General features: G+C 63.1%; 12 protein-coding genes and 1 pseudogene. 10 read left to right on the top strand and 3 right to left on the bottom strand.

The features are described 5' to 3' along the window. The first annotated feature begins 68 nt into the window (after window positions 1–68). The gene (gene tfpZ / locus EGJ86_RS02275) at window positions 69–800 is read left to right on the top strand and encodes a TfpX/TfpZ family type IV pilin accessory protein (RefSeq protein ID WP_125833836.1); all 732 of its coding nucleotides are present in this window, start codon (window positions 69–71) and stop codon (window positions 798–800) included. A 317-nt stretch (window positions 801–1117) separates the two neighbouring features. Here the strand turns inward: tfpZ and nadC are convergent, their stop codons facing one another. Continuing rightward, on the bottom strand, window positions 1118–1966 hold the full coding sequence (gene nadC, locus EGJ86_RS02270; RefSeq protein ID WP_125833834.1) for a carboxylating nicotinate-nucleotide diphosphorylase: 849 nt from the start codon (window positions 1964–1966) through the stop codon (window positions 1118–1120). 422 nt (window positions 1967–2388) lie between these two features. Here nadC and EGJ86_RS02265 point away from each other — a divergent pair, with 422 nt between their 5' ends. From EGJ86_RS02265 to EGJ86_RS25525, 5 genes and pseudogenes are all read left to right on the top strand, one after another. Then, window positions 2389–4692 carry a DUF1631 domain-containing protein gene (locus tag EGJ86_RS02265; RefSeq protein WP_125833833.1) on the top strand — a complete coding sequence of 768 codons (2304 nt, stop codon included), beginning with the start codon at window positions 2389–2391 and terminating at the stop codon, window positions 4690–4692. Between the two features lie 225 nt (window positions 4693–4917). Beyond that, complete coding sequence (gene ampD / locus EGJ86_RS02260) at window positions 4918–5469, top strand: 1,6-anhydro-N-acetylmuramyl-L-alanine amidase AmpD (RefSeq protein WP_125833831.1); 552 nt, start codon at window positions 4918–4920, stop codon at window positions 5467–5469. A gap of 2 nt (window positions 5470–5471) precedes the next feature. Next, window positions 5472–6305 (top strand): regulatory signaling modulator protein AmpE, encoded by an 834-nt coding sequence (gene ampE / locus EGJ86_RS02255; RefSeq protein ID WP_125833829.1) that lies wholly within the window; start codon window positions 5472–5474, stop codon window positions 6303–6305. Between the two features lie 388 nt (window positions 6306–6693). After that, window positions 6694–7836, top strand: a pseudogene (locus EGJ86_RS25530) (HAMP domain-containing protein); the annotation flags it as partial. Between the two features lie 141 nt (window positions 7837–7977). Continuing rightward, window positions 7978–8691 (top strand): methyl-accepting chemotaxis protein, encoded by a 714-nt coding sequence (locus EGJ86_RS25525; RefSeq protein WP_372237955.1) that lies wholly within the window; start codon window positions 7978–7980, stop codon window positions 8689–8691. Between the two features lie 80 nt (window positions 8692–8771). On the opposite strand, the gene EGJ86_RS02245 is transcribed toward EGJ86_RS25525, so the two are convergent. After that, the gene (locus tag EGJ86_RS02245) at window positions 8772–9551 is read right to left on the bottom strand and encodes a TatD family hydrolase (protein WP_125833826.1); all 780 of its coding nucleotides are present in this window, start codon (window positions 9549–9551) and stop codon (window positions 8772–8774) included. 136 nt (window positions 9552–9687) lie between these two features. Here EGJ86_RS02245 and EGJ86_RS02240 point away from each other — a divergent pair, with 136 nt between their 5' ends. Further along, a complete protein-coding gene (locus tag EGJ86_RS02240) occupies window positions 9688–11742 on the top strand; it encodes an AsmA family protein (protein ID WP_125833824.1) in 2055 nt (684 codons plus the stop codon). 82 nt (window positions 11743–11824) lie between these two features. Here EGJ86_RS02240 and cra read toward each other — a convergent pair whose 3' ends face one another. Further along, on the bottom strand, window positions 11825–12811 hold the full coding sequence (cra, locus tag EGJ86_RS02235; RefSeq protein WP_125833822.1) for a catabolite repressor/activator: 987 nt from the start codon (window positions 12809–12811) through the stop codon (window positions 11825–11827). A 238-nt stretch (window positions 12812–13049) separates the two neighbouring features. On the opposite strand from cra, the gene ptsP reads away from it, so the two are divergent. Genes ptsP through EGJ86_RS02220 form a run of 3 tightly spaced genes read left to right on the top strand, consistent with a single transcriptional unit; the run spans window position 13050 to window position 18565 of the window. Continuing rightward, window positions 13050–15911, top strand: coding sequence for a phosphoenolpyruvate--protein phosphotransferase (gene ptsP / locus EGJ86_RS02230; RefSeq protein WP_125833820.1), 2862 nt, complete (start codon window positions 13050–13052; stop codon window positions 15909–15911). Further along, window positions 15911–16831 carry a 1-phosphofructokinase gene (gene pfkB, locus EGJ86_RS02225; RefSeq protein ID WP_125833819.1) on the top strand — a complete coding sequence of 307 codons (921 nt, stop codon included), beginning with the start codon at window positions 15911–15913 and terminating at the stop codon, window positions 16829–16831. Before ptsP ends, pfkB begins: the two co-directional genes overlap by 1 nt. A gap of 12 nt (window positions 16832–16843) precedes the next feature. Beyond that, window positions 16844–18565 carry a fructose-specific PTS transporter subunit EIIC gene (locus EGJ86_RS02220; RefSeq protein ID WP_125833817.1) on the top strand — a complete coding sequence of 574 codons (1722 nt, stop codon included), beginning with the start codon at window positions 16844–16846 and terminating at the stop codon, window positions 18563–18565. The last annotated feature ends 60 nt before the right edge of the window (window positions 18566–18625 follow it).

Here is an 18625-nt window from a genome sequence, read left to right as displayed (position 1 = left end):
TTGGATTAATTGGGTTAGAGCCATTGAATCCGTTTTTCCCAAGGCTTTTTTGTTCGTCTAGTGTGTCTATGCCGCTACGTCTAAAAGCATTTCTTCTGCATCTGGGTCTGTCCGGCATTATTGCTCTGCTGGCAATGTGGGTGGTGTTCAAGCTCTGGTATCCAGCTCCGCTGCATACTGCGGTGGGCGTGACTCATATTTTCTTATTGCTGTTATTGGTCGATGTGATTCTCGGGCCGCTGTTGACCCTGCTGGTGTACAAGGAAGGTAAAAAAACACTGGTGTTCGATCTGAGCGTGATCGCCGCGTTGCAGTTGTCGGCTCTTGGCTACGGGTTGTGGGCGGTTGCTGAAGGGCGGCCAGCCTGGCTGGTGTTCAATACTGATCGTTTCGATCTGGTGCGGGTGTTGGATGTCGACACGCGTAAGCTGGATCAGGCAGCCCCCGAGTTCCGTCAGCCTTCCTGGCTTGGCCCGCGCTGGGTGGCCGCAGCGCCACCAAGTGATAGTGCCGCGCACAATGAGCTGATATTCGAGTCCGTGCAGGGGGGTAGTGACTTGCCGCAGCGTCCTGACCTTTATCGGCCGATAGCCGATAGTGTCGAGCGGATAACGGAGCGGTCGTCCCCTTTATCTGAATTGCAGAAGTTCAACTCGGCGGACGAGGTGCAGTCAGCTATCAGTCAATGGCCTGAAGCCGACGCATGGCTGCCCTTGATGGCGGGTACACCGATGGTGGTGTTGTTGCGTAAGGAGACTGCCGAGGTCGTTGCGGTGGTGGACTTGCGACCGTGGCTGTAGCCGCGGCCGTCACTCTGGAATAGGAAACTACTGGAGCGGGTTGGTCTGCCGATGTGGTTTGGCAAGTTTGCCAGGCAAGTAGAATACCTCTCGGGTTTTGTCTGTCGGACCCTGCTGAAAACTGGGAGGAAGCGAGCTCTTGGTGGTGGGCGTCGCTTTCACAAGTAGCGCTCGATCTCAAATGACGACTATATGAGTGTGGGCGAAGTTGAATGTTCGCACCGACAACCTCGGTTTATCCATTGTGGCCTTGGTTTTCACGCAAGTATTGCGGCACTCCGAGCTCGTCCGAACTTATGCTGTTTGCAGTCTGTCGGTCACAACGCCAACCGCATCGACAAGTCCACCGCCTTCACATCCTTGGTCAGCGTCCCTAGTGAGATGTAGTCCACGCCCGTCTCTGCAATCACGCGCAACGTGCTGTCGTTGATACCGCCTGAGGCTTCGAGTTTGGCGCGGCCGGCGGTGAGTCTTACGGCTTCGCGCATGTCTTCCAGTGACAGTTCGTCGAGCATGACGATATCGGCGCCGGCTTCCAGGGCTTCACGCAGTTCTTCCAGGCTTTCCACTTCCACTTCAACCGGTTTGCCCGGGGCGATCTGATGGGCTGCGGAAATTGCCTGGGCGATGCCGCCGCAGGCGGCGATGTGGTTTTCCTTTATAAGGAAGGCATCGTACAAACCGATACGGTGGTTGTGGCAGCCGCCGCAGGTTACGGCGTACTTCTGCGCCAGGCGCAGACCGGGCAGGGTCTTGCGGGTATCCAGCAGTTTTACCTGGGTGCCTTCAACCAGGTCGGCATAGTGGCGGCAGCGGGTGGCGACGGCAGACAGAGTCTGCAGAAAGTTCAGTGCGCTGCGCTCGCCGCTGAGCAGGGCGCGAGCCGGGCCTTCTAAGCGGAACAGGGTCTGGTCGGCGCTGACCTTGTCGCCATCCTTTACCTGCCAATGCACCGCGACACGCGGGTCGAGTTGGCGAAATACCGCATCGACCCATGCCGTGCCGCAGATAACCGCCGCCTCGCGGGTGATGATCCGGGCGCTGGCCAGGCGCTCGGCCGGAATCAGCTGGGCCGTGATGTCGCCGCTGCCAATGTCTTCGGCCAGGGCGCGGCGGACGTTGGCTTCGATTTCACTGCTGAGGTCGGCGAGGGTCAGGTTGGGCATGGTCGGCTCCGGTGTAGTCGAGCCGCGATTATAGAGGCAGGTGGTTGCAGGGCAATGCTCCATCGCGGCGCTGGGCCTTTTGTCGTTCTGCAGAATTGATCAGGCACTTTTATATGTTGCCGCTGCTCTTAATGACGAGAGTGCCCCCTTGGCCCGACTATCGGTGCAGCGCCGAAGGCCTGTCAGAGTTAGGCTGTGGGGGTGCGAATGTGGTGTATTGGTCGTCGTCCGAAGATGGCGTGTGGCTATCTGTGATCTGGGTCATGTCTGTGGGAAAAATTGGCTTGGTATGGCGCGCAGCCTCCCTATAATGGCTTTACTTTTTTCATTATTGACGCCAGGCCTTTGACGTTAGGGACGACGCTCGGTTGACGCTGTGCAGACCAGGAAGCTCGGGTTCGAGCAGTCTGCGGGAGACTAGAATGAAGACCGACGCGAACGTGGTGCACCTGAACAAGGCCACCGCAGAGCAATCGCCAACTTCGCCGGTAGGAAGACTGCCCGTGGCGCTGATTCAGGTGCGTGACAAAGCGGCGCAACAGCTCAAGCAGAACCTGCAGAGCCTGTTCGACAATGCTGACGATACCCTCTTCGAGATGGCGGATCGGGCGACCAGCAATGCCGAGCAGAATGCTTTCTTCGAAGCCATGCGCGACTTGCGGCTCAAGCGCAAGAACATCGAGCGCGGCTTTCTGCAGAAGGTGTTCGAGTCGTTCGCCAATCTCAACCAGTACGAAATTGGCAAGCCTCAACCCGCCTTGGATGCCGTGTCGTTCGATAGCCTGAGCCTGGTGCAGAACGACGAACTGGAAGAAACCGTGGCGCTGGACGCCATGGTGGCCAAGGTGATGAGCCGAGACGCTGTTGCGTTGGGCCATCTCACCACACGCCTCAATGCGGTGATCAGCAAGAAGTTGGACGACAAGAGCAACCCGCTCGGCCCAACCCTGCTCAGTGAATACTTCCTCGACGCCTGCAGCAGCCTGGGCGTGGAGATCAAGGTCAAGCTGATCATCCTCAAGCTGTTCGAAAAATACGTGCTCGGCAGTTGCGACATGCTTTACGCCGAGGCCAATCAGGCGCTGGTCAGCGCGGGCGTGTTGCCTGAGTTGAAGTCCGCACCGCCGCGCCGTCAGCAGCGCCCGGTAGCTTCCGCTTATGTTCAGTCGTCCGGCGAGGAAGGCATGCCCTTGCTCGAAGGCGCCGATCAGGGCGTGCAGGAAGTGTTCGGTGCGCTGCAGGATCTGCTCTCGCAAGTGCGCGGCACGGCGATGCCACGCCGGGCTCAGACAGCCGATGCAATGCCGATCACCAGCAACGACCTGATGCGCCTGCTATCGCACATGCAGCAGCGTGCTCCGGCACAGGTCAACGTCGAAGATTTCGATCTCCGTGACCAGCTCGAGCGATTGCTCGAACGTGCCAGCGCCAAGAGTGGCAAGGCGCGAGTGGTGGGTGAGGTCGATGAAGATGTGATCAATCTGGTGTCGATGCTGTTCGAGTTCATTCTCGACGATCGCACCCTGCCGGATTCGCTCAAGGCACTGATTGGCCGTCTGCAGATTCCGATGCTCAAGGTTGCGGTGCTGGACAAGACCTTCTTCAGCCGTGGCAGCCATCCGGCGCGCCGCTTGCTCAACGAAATTGCGTCTGCCGCGTTGGGTTGGGTCGATCAGGACGATGCCCAGCGTGACAGCCTCTATCAGAAGATCGAACAGGTGGTTCAGCGTTTGCTGAACGATTTCGTCGATGATCCGGCGATCTTCTCCGAACTGCTGGCCGAGTTCATGGCGTTCACGGGTGATGAGCGCCGTCGCAGCGAGTTGCTTGAACAGCGTACCCGCGATGCCGAGGAAGGCAGTGCCAAGGCCGAGCTGGCCCGTCGTCAGGTCGAGCAGGCACTGAATGAGCGTTTGCTCGGCAAGACGCTGCCGGAAGTGGTGGTGCGGCTGCTGCAGGAAGCCTGGAGCAAGGTGCTGATGCTGACCTGCCTCAAGCACGGCGTGGATTCGGACGAGTGGCAGGCTGCGCTGCAGACCATGGATGATCTGGTCTGGAGCGTCGCCCCGCATGAAGGTCCAGAGGCGCGTCTGCGTTTGCTGGAACTGGTGCCCGGCTTGCTCAAGGCGTTGCGCGAAGGTATGGCCAGTGCGGCGTTCGATCCGTTCTCTACCAGCGAATTCTTCAGCCAATTGGAAGTGCTGCACGTGCAAGCCTTCCAGCGCTTCAAGCGCGCTGCCCCTGAAGCCGAAACGGCCGTGCCCGAGGATGTTACGCACACCGATCTGAGCGAAGCGGGCGTCGAGTTGCCGCTGCTGGAGCTGCCGGCGGCCGAAGCAGAGGTCGAGGATGCCCCGGCGATGGTCGAGGTGGTCGAAGAGATCATTCTGCTGGCGCCAGGTCAGACCCGTCCGCAGGAGCCGGACGTGGTGCTCCCGGACGACGACGAAGCGCTGCTGCAGGTAGACAGCCTGCGTGTGGGTAGCTGGGTGGAAATTCAGGAAGATGAAGAGCACAAGCTGCGCTGCAAGCTGGCAGCCATCATCAAGCCCACTGGCAAGTACGTGTTCGTCAATCGCACCGGCATGAAGGTGCTGGAGAAGACGCGCAACGCGCTGGCGGTGGAGTTCCGCCGCAACGCTGTGCGCCTGCTCGACGATGCGTTGCTGTTCGACCGCGCCCTGGAGTCGGTCATCGGTAACTTGCGCAAGCTCAAGCACAGCTGATTCATTGCCAGGAGCGTTCGCCCCTGGCAACGGCTTGATTTTTAGGAGCCCCGCCCCGGGGCGAAGCTTTTTGATCCTGCGGCGTGCTCGATATCGATTCGCCGCGAGGCGCGACTCCTACAGTCGTGATCCTCGATTTTCCCGCCTTTGCACATCCTGTTGCGGCCTCGCGCTTGGCCGCCGTAGCCCCCTGCTCTAGAGTGGTGGCTCGTTCAGGAGCCTTCCATGCAGCTCGACCCCTCAACCGGCTGGTTTCAGGGCATCCCTCACTGCCCGTCGCCGAATTTCAATGTTCGCCCCAGTGGTGAAATCTCCCTGTTGGTGGTGCACAACATCAGCCTGCCACCTGGGCAGTTCGGTACTGGCAAGGTGCAGGCGTTCTTTCAGAACCGCTTGCCGGTGGACGAACATCCTTTCTTCGCCGAGATCGCGTCCTTGCAGGTTTCCGCGCATTTTTTCATCGAGCGTGATGGCGGGGTGACGCAGTTCGTCTCCTGTCTGGATCGTGCCTGGCACGCCGGGGTTTCCTGGTTCGAGGGGCGCGACAACTGCAACGATTTTTCGCTGGGTGTGGAGCTGGAGGGGACGGATGATCTGCCTTATACCGATGCTCAATACGCCAGGTTGGCCGAGCTGACGCGGCAGTTGCTGGACGCTTACCCGTCGCTGTCGACGCAGCGCATCCGCGGCCACAATGATATCGCGCCTGGGCGCAAGACTGATCCGGGGGCCGCGTTCGACTGGACGCGTCTGCACGCCGAATTGAAGGAGAGGTAGCAATGAGTTTTCTGGTGATTCTGCTGGTGCTGTGGGTCGAGAAGTTTTCCGCCTGGCGCCTGCGCATCCAGCAGGACGGCCCCTGGTTGGCGCAACTACAGCGCCTGCAGCAAGGCGGCCTGCAGCAGGCTCCGTGGCTGTGCCTGGCCGTTCTGGTGCTGTTGCCGGTGTTGGCGTTGGGCCTGGTGCTGCTGCTCCTCAAACCGCTGGCTTACGGCTGGCTGGCTTTGCCGGTGCATTTGCTGGTGCTGATTTACAGCCTGGGGCGTGGTGATCTGCTCGCGGCGCTGGGGCCGTTTCGCGACGCCTGGCGGCGCGGTGATGGTCAGGCCGCTTACCACGTAGCCGAACGTGACCTTTCGTTGCAGCCGGAGGAGGGCACCGAGCTGCTGCAACAGGTGCAGGGGCATCTGCTGTGGCAGGCCTATCAGAGCTTCTTTGCGGTGATCTTCTGGTATCTGCTGTTGGGCCCCATGGCCGCTCTGGCCTATCGCCTGTTGGCGATGAGCGCAGAGCATGCGCAGCAACCTGCTCTGCGTGAGCGCGCCGTGCAACTGCGCCACGCCTTCGATTGGCTGCCGGCGCGGGTGCTGGCTTCCAGTTTCGCCTTGGTCGGCAACTTCGTCGCTGTCAGCCGCGCCTTGCTGCATGAGCTGCTGAGCTGGGACATTTCTGCCGCGCAACTGGTGGTCAAGGCTGGGCGAGCCGCTGGTGAGATGCCGCCGCCAGTGATGGGTGAGGAGGGTGTCGATACCCTGGATCAGCTGTGGCAACTGCTGATCCGCGCTGCGGTGGTCTGGTATACCGGTTACGCGGTTTGGGTGTTATTCATCTAGAGATCGTACCCAGGCGGTTTACAGGGCGGGGGCAACCTGCTGTCACGCACAGTGGCGGGTTGCTCCCGCCCTTTGTCCTTATGTAATTCCAGTGACGAACTACGCTTACTCTTGAGAGGGAGTGAAGGGTGCTGCGCGCGTTTAACCTTAAGTTACAGAGACGCGTGTCGATAAGGCGTATAAGGAGGCGGTAGTCGACCCTGTTTGGTGATTTTCGTCACATTTGTCTGCCTGTCTTTGCCGCATAGCTCGGCGAACCCAGGTCGGTCGACACAGGGCGCCGTGATCAGTCCGTAAGAGGCTCGGCGGCGATCCAAGCAATACCTATAACAATAATGGCAACTGGAGACGTCTAGTGAAGACCGTGTTGTATCCGGCCATCGCGCTGATGAATCGCCTCAGCTTCGGTATGAAGTTCAGCCTGATCAGCGTTCTATTCTTCCTGCCCATGCTCGTCACCAACTTCTACCTGGTGCGCGACTCCTATCGACAGTTCGTTGGTACCCAGACCGCCCTGGAAAGCCTCGAGCTACTTGGCAGCAGCTTGCAGCTGCGGCGTGATCTTGAAAGCCTCAATGATCTGGTCCAGATCAACTCGATGATTGGTCAGTCCGGTCAGGCGGGGGATCTGGAGGGGCGTATAGATCAACTGCAGCAGTCGCTTAGTGCCGGCCTGCAAGGACTGCAGCCAGTGACCAGCGATGCCGAGCAGGAAGCGGAGTTCATCGCCAAGCGAGACGAATTGCTGGCCGAGCTGAAGAGCGCAGAGGCCGAGACTTCTTTGCAGAGCAAGACGGTCATCGTCGAGAAGCTGCTGGGCTCGTCCCAAGTCTTCATCAAGCTGGTGGCCAGCCAGGCGGGACTAAGCCAGGACCCGCAGCGTCAGGTGCGGCAGATTACCGAGCTGATCACCAACGTCACCCCGCAGATCACCGATGTGCTCAGTCAAGGCCGTGCTATCGGCGCCTATTCCCTGGGGCAGGGGTTTCTCAACTCGGCAGCCAGCACCAAGTTCGATGACCTGCTGTTGCAACTGGAGAAGCTACACGCCGAGTACGGCTTGAGCCTGCAGGAGGCATTGGCCGGTAACGTCGCCGCGCAGAACGGCCTGGGTGGCCTTGCCGAAGCCAGTCGCCAGAGTCTGAAGGACAGTGGCGTGCTGTTCGAGGATCAGGTGATCATTGCCGACAGCCTGGATACGCCTTGGGCGCAGTTCTACGATCAGGTCAGCCAGGAAATGGCCAAGACCTACGCCTTCAACGACGGCCTGCTGGCCTTCCTCGATAGCCAGCTGAGCGAGCGGCTGACCGAGAACCGTGCGCAGATGGTGTTGTTGGTGGTGGCGCTGGTAGTGGTGTTTCTGCTGATCGTCTACCTCTACAGCGGCTTCTACGTGTCCACTCGCGCGACCCTGAAAACCTTGGGTCAGGTGATGGACAGGGTTGCCGCAGGCGATATGACGGTCAACTTCCAGGCGCAGAGCCGAGACGAGCTGGGCGAATTGGGGCAGGTGTTCAACCAGACCGTGGTGCGTATCCATGACCTGATCGAGCGCGTTGGGCAGACGGTGGGCGAGGTCGGTGGTCAGGCGGATCGTGTCGAGCTGGTTTCGGGCGAGAGCAATCAGGCGGTGGCCGGGCAGCGTGCACAGATCGAGCAGGTGGCAACGGCGATGAACCAGATGTCTGCCACTGCCCAGGAGGTGGCGCGTAGTGCGGCCGCTGCGGTGGGTAGCGCGCAGAGCGTGAATCAGGAAACGGTCAGTGGCCGGGCGTTGGTCGAGCAGCAGGTCGGCGCAATCCAGCGTCTTGCCGGCGAAATCGACCAGTCGGTGGCGGTAATCAACCAGCTGGCCAGTGACAGCGCCGCGATCAGCCAGGTACTCGATGTGATCAAGGGCATCGCCGAGCAGACCAACCTGCTGGCGCTCAATGCCGCCATCGAGGCGGCGCGGGCCGGCGAGCAGGGGCGTGGTTTCGCCGTGGTTGCTGATGAGGTGCGCAATCTGGCCAAGCGTACGCAGCAGTCCACCGAAGAGATCGAAGCGATGATCGCCAAGCTGCAAGGTGGCGTGGGGGCGGCGGTGAAGGCGATGAACGCCAGTCACCAGATGGCCGATGGCACGGTCAGTCAGTCGGCCAAGGTGCAGCAGGCGCTAGAGAACATCCTCGGCGCGGTGGGCATGATCGTCGATCAGAACCAGCAGATCGCCGCGGCGGCCGAGCAGCAGACGGCGGTGGCGCACGATATCGACCAGAATATCGTCGAGATCAACTATGCGGGGGAGCGTACCGCTGCCGGGGCTAGCCAGACCGAGCAGGCCAGCCGCGAGCTGAGCGAGCTGGTTACGCGTCTCAAGCAGTTGATCGGCGCGTTTCGCGTCTGATCGCTCCGTGGGAAGCGCTTCAGCGGCGGTGCTTTTGCAGTGATCGCAGCTGAAGCCACTCCCACAGCGGCTACCTGGCTTTAGTTCCAGCCGAACAACTCATCCGCATTACGGCTGCTGGCCGCCGCCAGTTCCTCGGCCGTCATACCGCGCAACGCTGCCAGCTCGGCACAGATTTCAGCCAGATATTCCGGGCTGTTGCGCTGATTCGCGTGCATGGCCGGTGCCATGTCCGGCGAGTCGGTTTCCAGCACGATGGCCTCCAGTGGCAGCTCTGCCACCACTTTGCGCAGTCTATTGGCTTGCGGCCAGGTAGCGGCGCCGCCAAGACCGAGGCGAAAACCCAGCTTGATGTACTCGCGCGCTTCCTCGTAGCTACCCGCGAAGGCGTGGATGATGCCGCCGCGTGCCAGACGAAAGCGCTTGAGGGTGGCGATGGTCGCGGCATGAGCGCGACGCACGTGCAGCAGCGCCGGCAGTTCGAAGTCCGCAGCAAGTTGCAGCTGCGCTTCAAACAGCGCCTGCTGGCGCTGTCGATCCAACTGTTCCAGGTAATAGTCCAGACCGAACTCACCAACGGCGCACAACTTGTGGTGCCCAGCCAGTTTGCTCAGCCAGTTGCGCAGCTCAAGAAGATCCTGCGGACGATGTTCGTCCAGATAGACCGGATGCAGGCCGAAAGCTGCGTACAGGCTTTCATCTTCCTCGACCAGCTGCCATAGCCGCTGCCAGTTGGTCTGGTAGACGCCGAGCACCACCAGGCGCTGCACGCCCAGTGCGCGGCTGCGTGTGAGCACTTCGTCGCGATCTGCGTCGAAGTCGGGGAAGTCGAGGTGGGTGTGGGTGTCGATCAGGCGCATCGGTCAGCTCACGATTGGGCGTTCAGAGTCGGCTATTTTTCCCTTTCCTGCCAGAGCGAGGGAGCGTTGGCTAATCTTTTCAGTCGTATGGATATGGACGAGTTTCACTCGGGCGGTGAAATAAGGAGGTCGCTGGGTGCACCAGTTACGCAAGCTATTGGGCGCTTTGCTCGCCGTTTTTCTGCTATTGGTGGCGGCACTGATGCTGTTTCTGGTGTTGTTCGACTGGAACCGGGCGCGGCCGCTGATCAACGAACAGGTTTCTGCGGCCTTGAACCGGCCGTTCGCCATCGAGGGTGACCTGCGTGTGGTTTGGCAGCGTGAGGCCGGACAGCAGGGCGTGAGGGCCTGGGTGCCCTGGCCGCATTTTTCTGCCGAGCAGCTACGCCTGGGTAACCCCGATTGGGCGCAGGGCGATACCTTCGTCAGCCTCGATAGCGTGCGCTTTCGCCTGTCTCCGCTACCGCTTCTATGGAAGACGGTGAACATTCCCAGTATCGAACTTGGCGCGCCGGTCGCCGATCTGCAGCGCCTGGCCGATGGCCGCGCCAACTGGGTGTTCGACCTGGGTAAGGAGGAGGCAGACGATACTGATCAGCCCAGCCCCTGGACGTTGGATATCGGCACCATCGGCTTTGACCGGGGGCTGGTGAAGCTCGACGACAAGGTCAGCAATACACGACTGGAGGCGATTATCCAGCCGCTGGGCGAGCCTGTTCCATTTGCCGATATCGTCGGCAAGAGCACAGCCGAGCGTCTGGCTGAGAACAATGGCAATGCCCAGGATTACGCATTCGCCTGGCAGACCAAGGGCAGTTTCCGTGGTCTGCCACTGACCGGCAACGGCAAGGTGGGTGGCCTGCTGGCGCTGCATGACGCGTCGCAACCTTTCCCGCTGCAAGCCGACCTGCGCATTGGCGCGACTCGCATCGTACTAGCCGGCAGCCTGACCGACCCGCAGAATCTGGGCGCTCTGGACCTGCGTTTGCGTCTGTCTGGCGCCAGCCTCGGTCACCTGTATCCACTGACCGGCGTTACCTTGCCGGATACTCCGCCGTACAGCACTGACGGTCGTTTGCAGGCCAATCTGCACGATGCCGACGGTGCGATCTTTCGCTACCTCGGTTTCAATGGCCAGATCGGTGACAGCGATATTCACGGTGATCTGACATTCGTGGCTCGCGAGCCGCGGCCGAAACTGTCCGGCCGGCTGACCTCCAACCAACTGCTGTTCAGTGACCTTGCACCGCTGATCGGCGCTGATTCCAGCGAGGACAAGCGCGAACGGGGCGAGCGGGACGTGCAGCCGGCGAACAAGGCGTTACCGGTTTCCGAGTTTCGTACCGACCGCTGGCGCGCGATGGACGCCGATGTGCGGTTCGTCGGCAAGCGCATCGTGCACAGCGAACAGTTGCCGATCACCGATCTCGACACCCATGTGGTGCTCAATGATGGCGCGCTGAGTCTGGAGCCACTGCGTTTCGGCATGGCCGGCGGTGTGCTCGATTCGCAGATCCGCCTGAATGGCGCGACCACGCCGCTGCAGGGCCAGATGCGTCTGCGTGCGCGAGATCTTAAGCTCAAGCAGTTGTTCCCCACCTTCGCGCCGATGCAGACCAGTTTCGGCGAGCTCAACGGCGATGCGCGCATCAGTGGCCGTGGCAACTCGGTGGCGGCGTTACTCGGCAGCGCCGACGGCGAGCTGAAGATGCTGATCAACGATGGCGTGGTAAGTCGCGGGCTGATGGAAATCGCTGGTCTGAACGTCGGCAACTACCTGGTGGGCAGGCTGTTCGGCGACGAGGATGTGAAGATCCACTGTGCGGCGGCCGACCTCGGCATCAAGCAGGGGCTGATGAGCACGCGGCTGTTCGTCGTCGATACCGACAATGCGGTGATCAAGGTCGACGGCAGTGCCAACTTCGCCAGCGAGCAGCTGGATTTCACCATCACGCCGTCGACCAAGGGCTTTCGTGTTTTTTCCTTGCGTTCGCCGCTTTATGTGCGCGGCACGTTCAAGGACCCGTCGCCAGGCGTGCAGGCCACGCCGCTGGCGCTGCGTGGCGTTGGCCTGGTGGCGCTGGGCGTCGCGGTGGCACCGGCGGCAGGGTTGTTGGCGCTGATAGCGCCTAGCTCGGGTGACGAGCCTAGCCAGTGTGAGCCGCTGCTGCAGAAGATTCAGGGCGGTTAGCAGGCGGTATCAGAGCCAGAGGTAGGGTGCGCCGCGGGCACCGGTCTTTTCCGACAGTCGTTGCGCATGGCGCACCCTACTATCAGGTTCGGGCCTTGAAGCTGCGGCCGATGGCCTCGATACCGGGCTGATAGTCGTTGTGTTCCACCGCCCGTAGCGTCCAGGCCAGCACGCGCTCGGCGATGCGTTCGTGTTGTTGGCTCATGGCATTGACCCGCAGTGGCAGAAAATCCAGCAACTGAGTATCACCGAAGGTGGCCAGGCGCACCGTGGGCCATTGCTCGCTGCCCTGTTCACGCAGGGCATCGAACACCCCTTCGAGCAATACGTAGGCAGTGGTCAGCAGGGCATCCGGCAGGCCAACTTCATCCATCAGCGTTTTCATTTGCCGGTAGCCGCAGGCGCGGCTGAACAGCTCGCCGTGGTAGACGCTGATGTGCCCGTCGAAACCCTTCAGTGCCGAATGAAAGCCGCGTTCGCGCGCCTGGCTGATGACCAGTTCTGCGCGGGCACCGAGCAGGGCGATGTGCCTGGGTTTGGGCGTCAGCAGGCTTTCGGTCAGGGTACGCCCGGCCTGCTCGTCATCGCTGACCACCGAGCGGATGTGGGTGGGCGATAGCGCTCGGTCCACGGCCACCACAGGTAGGCCAGCGGCGACGATGGTTGGATACAGCGGGTCGTCTGGTGGCAGGCAACTGGCGACGATCAGCGCCTCGCAGCGGCGTGAACGGAACAGCTCGAGCAACTGCCGCTCGCTGTTTGGGTCGTCGTCGGAGCTGGCGATCAGCAACTGACAGCCGGCGGCGCGGGCCTTCTGTTCGAGCAGCTTGGCCAGGCGCGCATAACTGGGGTTTTCCAGGTCCGGCAGGATGAAACCCAGGCAGCGGCTTTGACCGCGGCGCAGGCTGGCTGCCTGCTGGTCCGGGCGATAGCCATGCTCCTCGACAACGGCCAGCACCCTGGCCACGGTCGCAGGGCTGATGCGCCGACGTTCGGCCTGACCATTGATCACGTAGCTGGCGGTGGTCACCGAGACCTGAGCCAGGCGGGCGATGTCGCTGAGTTTCACGGGCGCAGCACCATACAGGTAAAGGATGTCGAGCGTGCAAGCGCGGCGAGTCTACACCGACTCGACGACGGCCGGGCTTCAAGGATTACCCATTATCGGATAAGGTGCCAGTGTTTGATGAAACGTTTCAGCAATGCGATTCATCAGCTAATCTTGAGGGTGTTGGGGGGGCGTAAGTTAGCGCCGAGCCCGTGAGCACCCTTCTCAATCAAAACAAGAATCCAAGCCGGAGGCACCCATGCTCGAACTCGATGCCAGCCAAATCCAGATGGGCCGGGCAGCGGCGGACAAGGGCGAAGCCCTGGCCATGCTTGGCGATGCGCTGGCCAGTGCCGGCCTGGCTACTGCGGCTTACCTCGAAGGCCTGCAGGCGCGCGAGGCGCAGGGTTCGACCTACCTCGGCCAAGGCATCGCCATCCCCCATGGCACGCCACAGACCCGCGATCAGGTACTGCGCACCGGCGTCAGCCTGATCCAGTTTCCTGCTGGAGTGGATTGGGGCAACGGCCAGCAGGTGTACCTGGCCATCGCCATTGCCGCCCAATCCGACGAACACCTGCACCTGCTGCAACTGCTGACCCGCGCCCTGGGTGAGGGCGATCTGAGCCAGGCGCTGCGTGAAGCCCGCGAGCCGGCGCAGATACTCGAGCTGCTGCAGGGCGCACCGCAGGCGCTGGCACTGGACGGCCAACTGGTGGCGCTGGCGCAGCCTGCCGAAGACTTCGATGAATTGCTCTGGCAGGGCGCGCGCTTGCTGCGTAAGGCCGGTTGCGCACGCAGCGGTTTCGCCCTCGGGCTGGCGCGTGGCGAGCCGCTACCGCTGGGCGATGGCCTGTGGTGGCTGCACAGCGAGGCCAGCGTCGAGCGGCCCGGGCTGGCCTTCGTCACCCCGGCACAACCGCTGACTTTTCGCGGTGAGGCGTTACGCGGCCTGTTCTGCCTGGCCAGCCAGGGCGAGGCGCATCGTCAGGCGCTGGAGCGTCTATGCGATGTGCTGATCGGTGGCCGCGCGGCGGCGTTCAGTGAAGCCAGCGACAGCCGCCAGGTGATCGAGGCGTTGGGCGGTGAAGTGCCGCCGGACTGGCCCAGCCTCAGCGTGCCGCTGCTCAATGCCCATGGCCTGCATGCACGACCGGCCAAGGCGCTGAGCGAGCTGGCGCAGGGTTTTGCTGGAGATATCCGCGTGCGTCTGCTTGGCGACTCGGGCGCTGGGGTTTCGGCCAAGAGCCTCAGCCGCCTGCTGGCGCTGGGTGCGCGGCGTGGTCAGATGCTCGAATTCAGCGCTGAACCGGCGATTGCCGACAGTGCGCTGCCGGCCATTCGCGCTGCACTGGAAAGTGGTCTGGGGGAAACGGTCGAGCCGTTGAGCGAAGCGCTGCCCGAAGTGGCGGCGCAGCTTGAACCGGTTGAGGCTGTCGCCCCTGTCGCCGGAAGCCGTCTGCTGGCAGTCGGCGCTTCGCCCGGCATCGCCATAGGCCCGGCGCTGGTGCGCACGCCGCCGACCTTTGATTTCGCCGAACAGGGCCAGGGCGTCGAACAGGAGCGCGGGCGACTGGATTCAGCTCTGGCGACTGTCTCTGCGCAGATTCAGCGCCTGGTCGATGGCGCCGGCGTGGCGAGCATTCGGGAGATCTTCAGTGCCCACCTGGCGATGCTCGCTGATCCTGCGCTACGCGAGGATGTCGACGCCCACCTGGGCAAGGGCGCGAGCGCCGAAGCGGCCTGGCAGGTCGAGGTCGAGGCGGCGGCCAAGCGTCAGGAAGCTCTGCATGATGTCCTGCTGGCCGAGCGCGCAGCGGATCTGCGTGATATTGGCAACCGTGTGCTGGCGCATCTGTGCGGCATTGAGCTGCCCAGCGAGCCTAATGAACCCTACATATTGGTGATGGCCGAAGTCGTGCCGTCGGACGTCGCTGGCCTCGACCGTCAGCGCGTCGCAGGCATCCTGACTGCGCGTGGTGGCGCTACCGCGCACAGTGCGATCATCGCTCGTGCCCTGGGAATTCCCGCCGTGGTCGGTGCCGGCGATGGTGTGCTGGCGTTGGCGCAAGGCACGCCGCTGCTGCTCGATGGCGACAGCGGCCTGCTGCGCATTGCCCCGGATGCGGCAGAGCGCGACCAGGCGCTGCATGAGCGCGAGGCCGCGCAGCAGCGTCGCGAGCAGGCGCATGCCGCCCGCTTTGATGGCGCGCAGACCCAGGACGGCGTGCGCGTGGAAGTGGCGGCCAATATTGGCGCCAGCGGTGAAAGCGCCGATGCGGTGGAGTTGGGCGCGGAAGCGGTGGGCCTGCTGCGCACCGAACTGGTGTTCATGGAGCATGCCCAGGCGCCGGAGCACGCCGCGCAGGAGCGCGAGTACCGGCGCGTGCTCGATGCGCTGGCCGGTCGCCCGCTGGTGGTGCGCACGTTGGATGTCGGCGGTGATAAACCGCTGCCGTACTGGCCGATGCCGGCCGAGGAAAACCCCTTCCTCGGTGTGCGCGGCATTCGCCTGAGCTTGCAGCGGCCGGAGATTCTGGAAACCCAGCTGCGCGCCTTGCTCGCCTCGGCCGATGGCCGCCCGCTGCGCATCATGTTCCCCATGGTCGGCTCGGTGGAGGAATGGCGCGCGGCGCGCGATATGGTGCAGCGCCTGCGCGAAGAGATCGACGTGCGCGACCTGCAGATCGGCATCATGATCGAAGTGCCCTCGGCCGCGCTGCTGGCGCCGGTACTGGCGCGCGAGGTGGACTTCTTCAGCATCGGCACCAATGACCTGACTCAGTACTGCCTGGCCATCGACCGTGGCCATCCGCAGCTGTCGGCGCAGGCTGATGGCCTGCATCCGGCGGTGTTGCGCCTGATCGAGATGACCGTGACCGCAGCCCATGCTCAAGGCAAGTGGGTAGGTGTCTGTGGTGAGCTGGCCAGCGACCGCCTGGCCGTGCCGCTATTGGTCGGTCTGGGCGTGGACGAGCTGAGCGTGACGCCGCGTTCGATTGCCCTGGTCAAGGCGCGCGTGCGTGAGTTGGACAGCCGCCAGGCACGAACCCTGGCCGACCGCGCCCTGACCCTGGACAGTGCCAGCGCCGTGCGTGCGCTGGTGGCGGAGATGCACTGATGGCCCGAATCCTGACCCTGACCCTGAACCCGGCGCTGGACCTGACTCTGCGTCTCGACCGCTTGCAGCCCGGCGCGATCAACCGCTGTCATGAGCTGCGCAGCCACGCCGCCGGCAAGGGCCTGAACGTCGCCCAGGTGCTGGCCGACCTTGGCCACAGCCTGAGCGTCGGCGGTTTTCTTGGCCGCGCCAATGCCGCGCCGTTCGAGAGCCTGATGCACAAGCGCGGTTTTCACGACCTGTTCGTCCGCGTGCCGGGCGAGACGCGCAGCAATATCAAGCTGGCCGAAGCCGATGGTTGCATCACCGACCTCAACGGCCCCGGCCCGCAGGTCGAGGCTGAGCACCTGGAGCGCCTGGAAGATGAGCTGGAGCCGTTGCTGGCCGGGTATGACGCCGTGGTGGTGGCCGGCAGCCTGCCGCGTGGCGTGACGCCTGAGTGGTTCGCCAGCCTGCTGCGGCGGATCAAGGCCAGCGGAGTGCCGCTGGCGGTCGATAGCAGTGGCGCGGCTTTGCAGGCGGCCCTGGGCGTCGCGCCCTGGCTGATCAAACCCAATGAAGAAGAGTTGGCCGAGGTTTGCGGCAGCGACCTGTCCGTCGCGGTGCAGACGCTGCGTGCGCAGGGTATCGAGCACGTGCTGTTGTCACGTGGCGCAGACGGCGTCGACTGGCACGGCCCGGACATTGCCCTGCGCGCCACGCCGCCGCGTGTCGAGGTCGCCAGCACGGTCGGCGCCGGTGACTCGCTGCTGGCGGCCAGCCTGCACGGCCTGCTCGAAGGCTGGCCGGCCGAGCGCACCTTGCGCCTGGCCACGGCGGTGGCGGCGCAAGCGGTCACCCAGATCGGCTTCGGTATCCATGATCGCGAGCAACTGGCCCGCTTCGATGCGGCCGTGCAATTGCACCCTTTAGAAAAATAAGAGGCACCCACCATGAATGTGCTGATCGTCACCGCCTGCCCCAATGGTCAGGTCACCAGCGTGCTGTGTTCGCGCCTGCTGCAGGCCGCTGCCGAGCGCCTGGGCTGGCAAACCCGTGTCGAGGTGCATGACGCGCGCGCGATTGGCTCGCCGTTGAGCGAGGCCGAGATCGCCGCTGCCGACTGGGTGCTGGTGGTCAAGACCGGTGAGCTGCCGCTGAGCCGCTTTGCCGGCAAACGCTTGCTGCAGGCCACGCCAGCCGAGGCGCTGGCCGACCCGCAGCGTTTCCTGCAGGACGCCGCCGAGCGCGCCCAGCCCCATGCTGAAAGCCCCGAGGTGGCGTCCAGCGGCCGTCGTCGGCTGGTCGCGGTCACCGCCTGCCCGACCGGGGTGGCGCACACCTTCATGGCTGCCGAAGCGCTACAGCAGGCAGCGCTGCGTATGGGCCTTGACCTGCAGGTGGAAACCCGCGGTTCGGTCGGTGCGCGCAACCTGCTCGATGATGCCGTCATCGCGGCTGCCGATGCTGTGCTGCTGGCCACCGATATCGAGGTGGATACCAGCCGCTTTGCCGGTAAGAAGGTTTATCGCTGTGGCACCGGGGTGGCGCTAAAGCAACCGCAGCAGACGCTGGAAAAGGCCTTGAACGAAGCTCGTCCGCTGAGCGAAGCCGCGCCTGCCGAAGGCAATGCTGCCAGCGGCGAGAAATCTGGCCCTTACAAGCACTTGCTCACAGGTGTTTCCTACATGCTGCCGATGGTGGTGGCGGGCGGCTTGCTGATCGCCCTGTCGTTCGTCTTCGGCATCAAGGCGTATGAGCAGGAGGGCACATTCGCCGCCGCGCTGATGCAGATCGGTGGCGACGCCGCATTCAAGCTGATGGTGCCGGTGCTGGCCGGCTATATCGCCTATTCCATTGCCGACCGTCCGGGGTTGGCGCCAGGGATGATCGGTGGGTTGCTCGCCAGCTCGCTGGGCGCCGGTTTTATCGGCGGTATCGTCGCTGGCTTCATCGCCGGCTATTCGGCCAAGGCCATTGCCCGCTGGGTGCGCTTGCCTGACAGCCTGGAGGCGCTCAAGCCGATCCTGATCATCCCGCTGTTGGCCAGCCTGATCACCGGCCTGGCGATGATCTATATCGTCGGCAGTCCTGTGGCTGATGTGTTGCAGTCGCTCACCCAGTTCCTCGACAGCATGGGCAGTACCAATGCCATCCTCCTTGGCGCATTGCTCGGCGGCATGATGTGCGTGGATCTCGGCGGGCCGATCAACAAGGCGGCCTATGCTTTCTCGGTCGGTCTGTTGGCGTCGAGCAGCTATGCGCCGATGGCTGCGACCATGGCCGGTGGCATGGTGCCGCCGATCGCCATGGCCATCGCCACCGTGCTGGCACGACGCAAGTTCGCCCAGAGCGAGCGCCAGGCCGGCAAGGCGGCCGGGGTGCTGGGGCTGTGCTTCATCTCCGAGGGGGCTATTCCGTTCGCCGCGAAGGACCCGCTGAGGGTGATCCCGGCCAGCATTGCCGGCGGTGCGCTGACCGGCGCACTGTCGATGTACTTCGGCTGCAAGCTGATGGCGCCGCACGGCGGGCTGTTCGTGCTGCTGATTCCCAACGCCATCAACCATGCGCTGCTGTACCTGCTGGCCATCGTCGCCGGCAGCCTGCTCACCGGCGTGCTCTATGCGCTGATCAAGCAGCCCGAGGCGCAGCCGCTGGCGGTTGGCGCGCAATAAGCGCATGGCGCTGCGCCTCGGTTACACTGAGTTGAACGGCGCCGGGGAAGTAGGAGTCTG

This window comes from Pseudomonas sp. o96-267 (assembly GCF_003935465.1).
Taxonomy (GTDB): Bacteria; Pseudomonadota; Gammaproteobacteria; order Pseudomonadales; family Pseudomonadaceae; genus Aquipseudomonas; species Aquipseudomonas sediminis.
This window is presented reverse-complemented; position numbering and strand designations above follow the sequence as displayed.

Bases quoted from the DNA above. Each gene is read 5' to 3' on its own strand.
- nadC (WP_125833834.1), bottom strand. From the start codon at position 1,966: ATGCCCAACCTGACCCTCGCCGACCTCAGCAGTGAAATCGAAGCCAAC.
- ampD (WP_125833831.1), top strand. From the start codon at position 4,918: ATGCAGCTCGACCCCTCAACCGGCTGGTTTCAGGGCATCCCTCACTGC.
- tfpZ (WP_125833836.1), top strand. From the start codon at position 69: ATGCCGCTACGTCTAAAAGCATTTCTTCTGCATCTGGGTCTGTCCGGC.
- EGJ86_RS25525 (WP_372237955.1), top strand. From the start codon at position 7,978: ATGAACCAGATGTCTGCCACTGCCCAGGAGGTGGCGCGTAGTGCGGCC.
- EGJ86_RS02220 (WP_125833817.1), top strand. From the start codon at position 16,844: ATGAATGTGCTGATCGTCACCGCCTGCCCCAATGGTCAGGTCACCAGC.
- pfkB (WP_125833819.1), top strand. From the start codon at position 15,911: ATGGCCCGAATCCTGACCCTGACCCTGAACCCGGCGCTGGACCTGACT.
- ampE (WP_125833829.1), top strand. From the start codon at position 5,472: ATGAGTTTTCTGGTGATTCTGCTGGTGCTGTGGGTCGAGAAGTTTTCC.
- EGJ86_RS02265 (WP_125833833.1), top strand. From the start codon at position 2,389: ATGAAGACCGACGCGAACGTGGTGCACCTGAACAAGGCCACCGCAGAG.
- ptsP (WP_125833820.1), top strand. From the start codon at position 13,050: ATGCTCGAACTCGATGCCAGCCAAATCCAGATGGGCCGGGCAGCGGCG.
- EGJ86_RS02245 (WP_125833826.1), bottom strand. From the start codon at position 9,551: ATGCGCCTGATCGACACCCACACCCACCTCGACTTCCCCGACTTCGAC.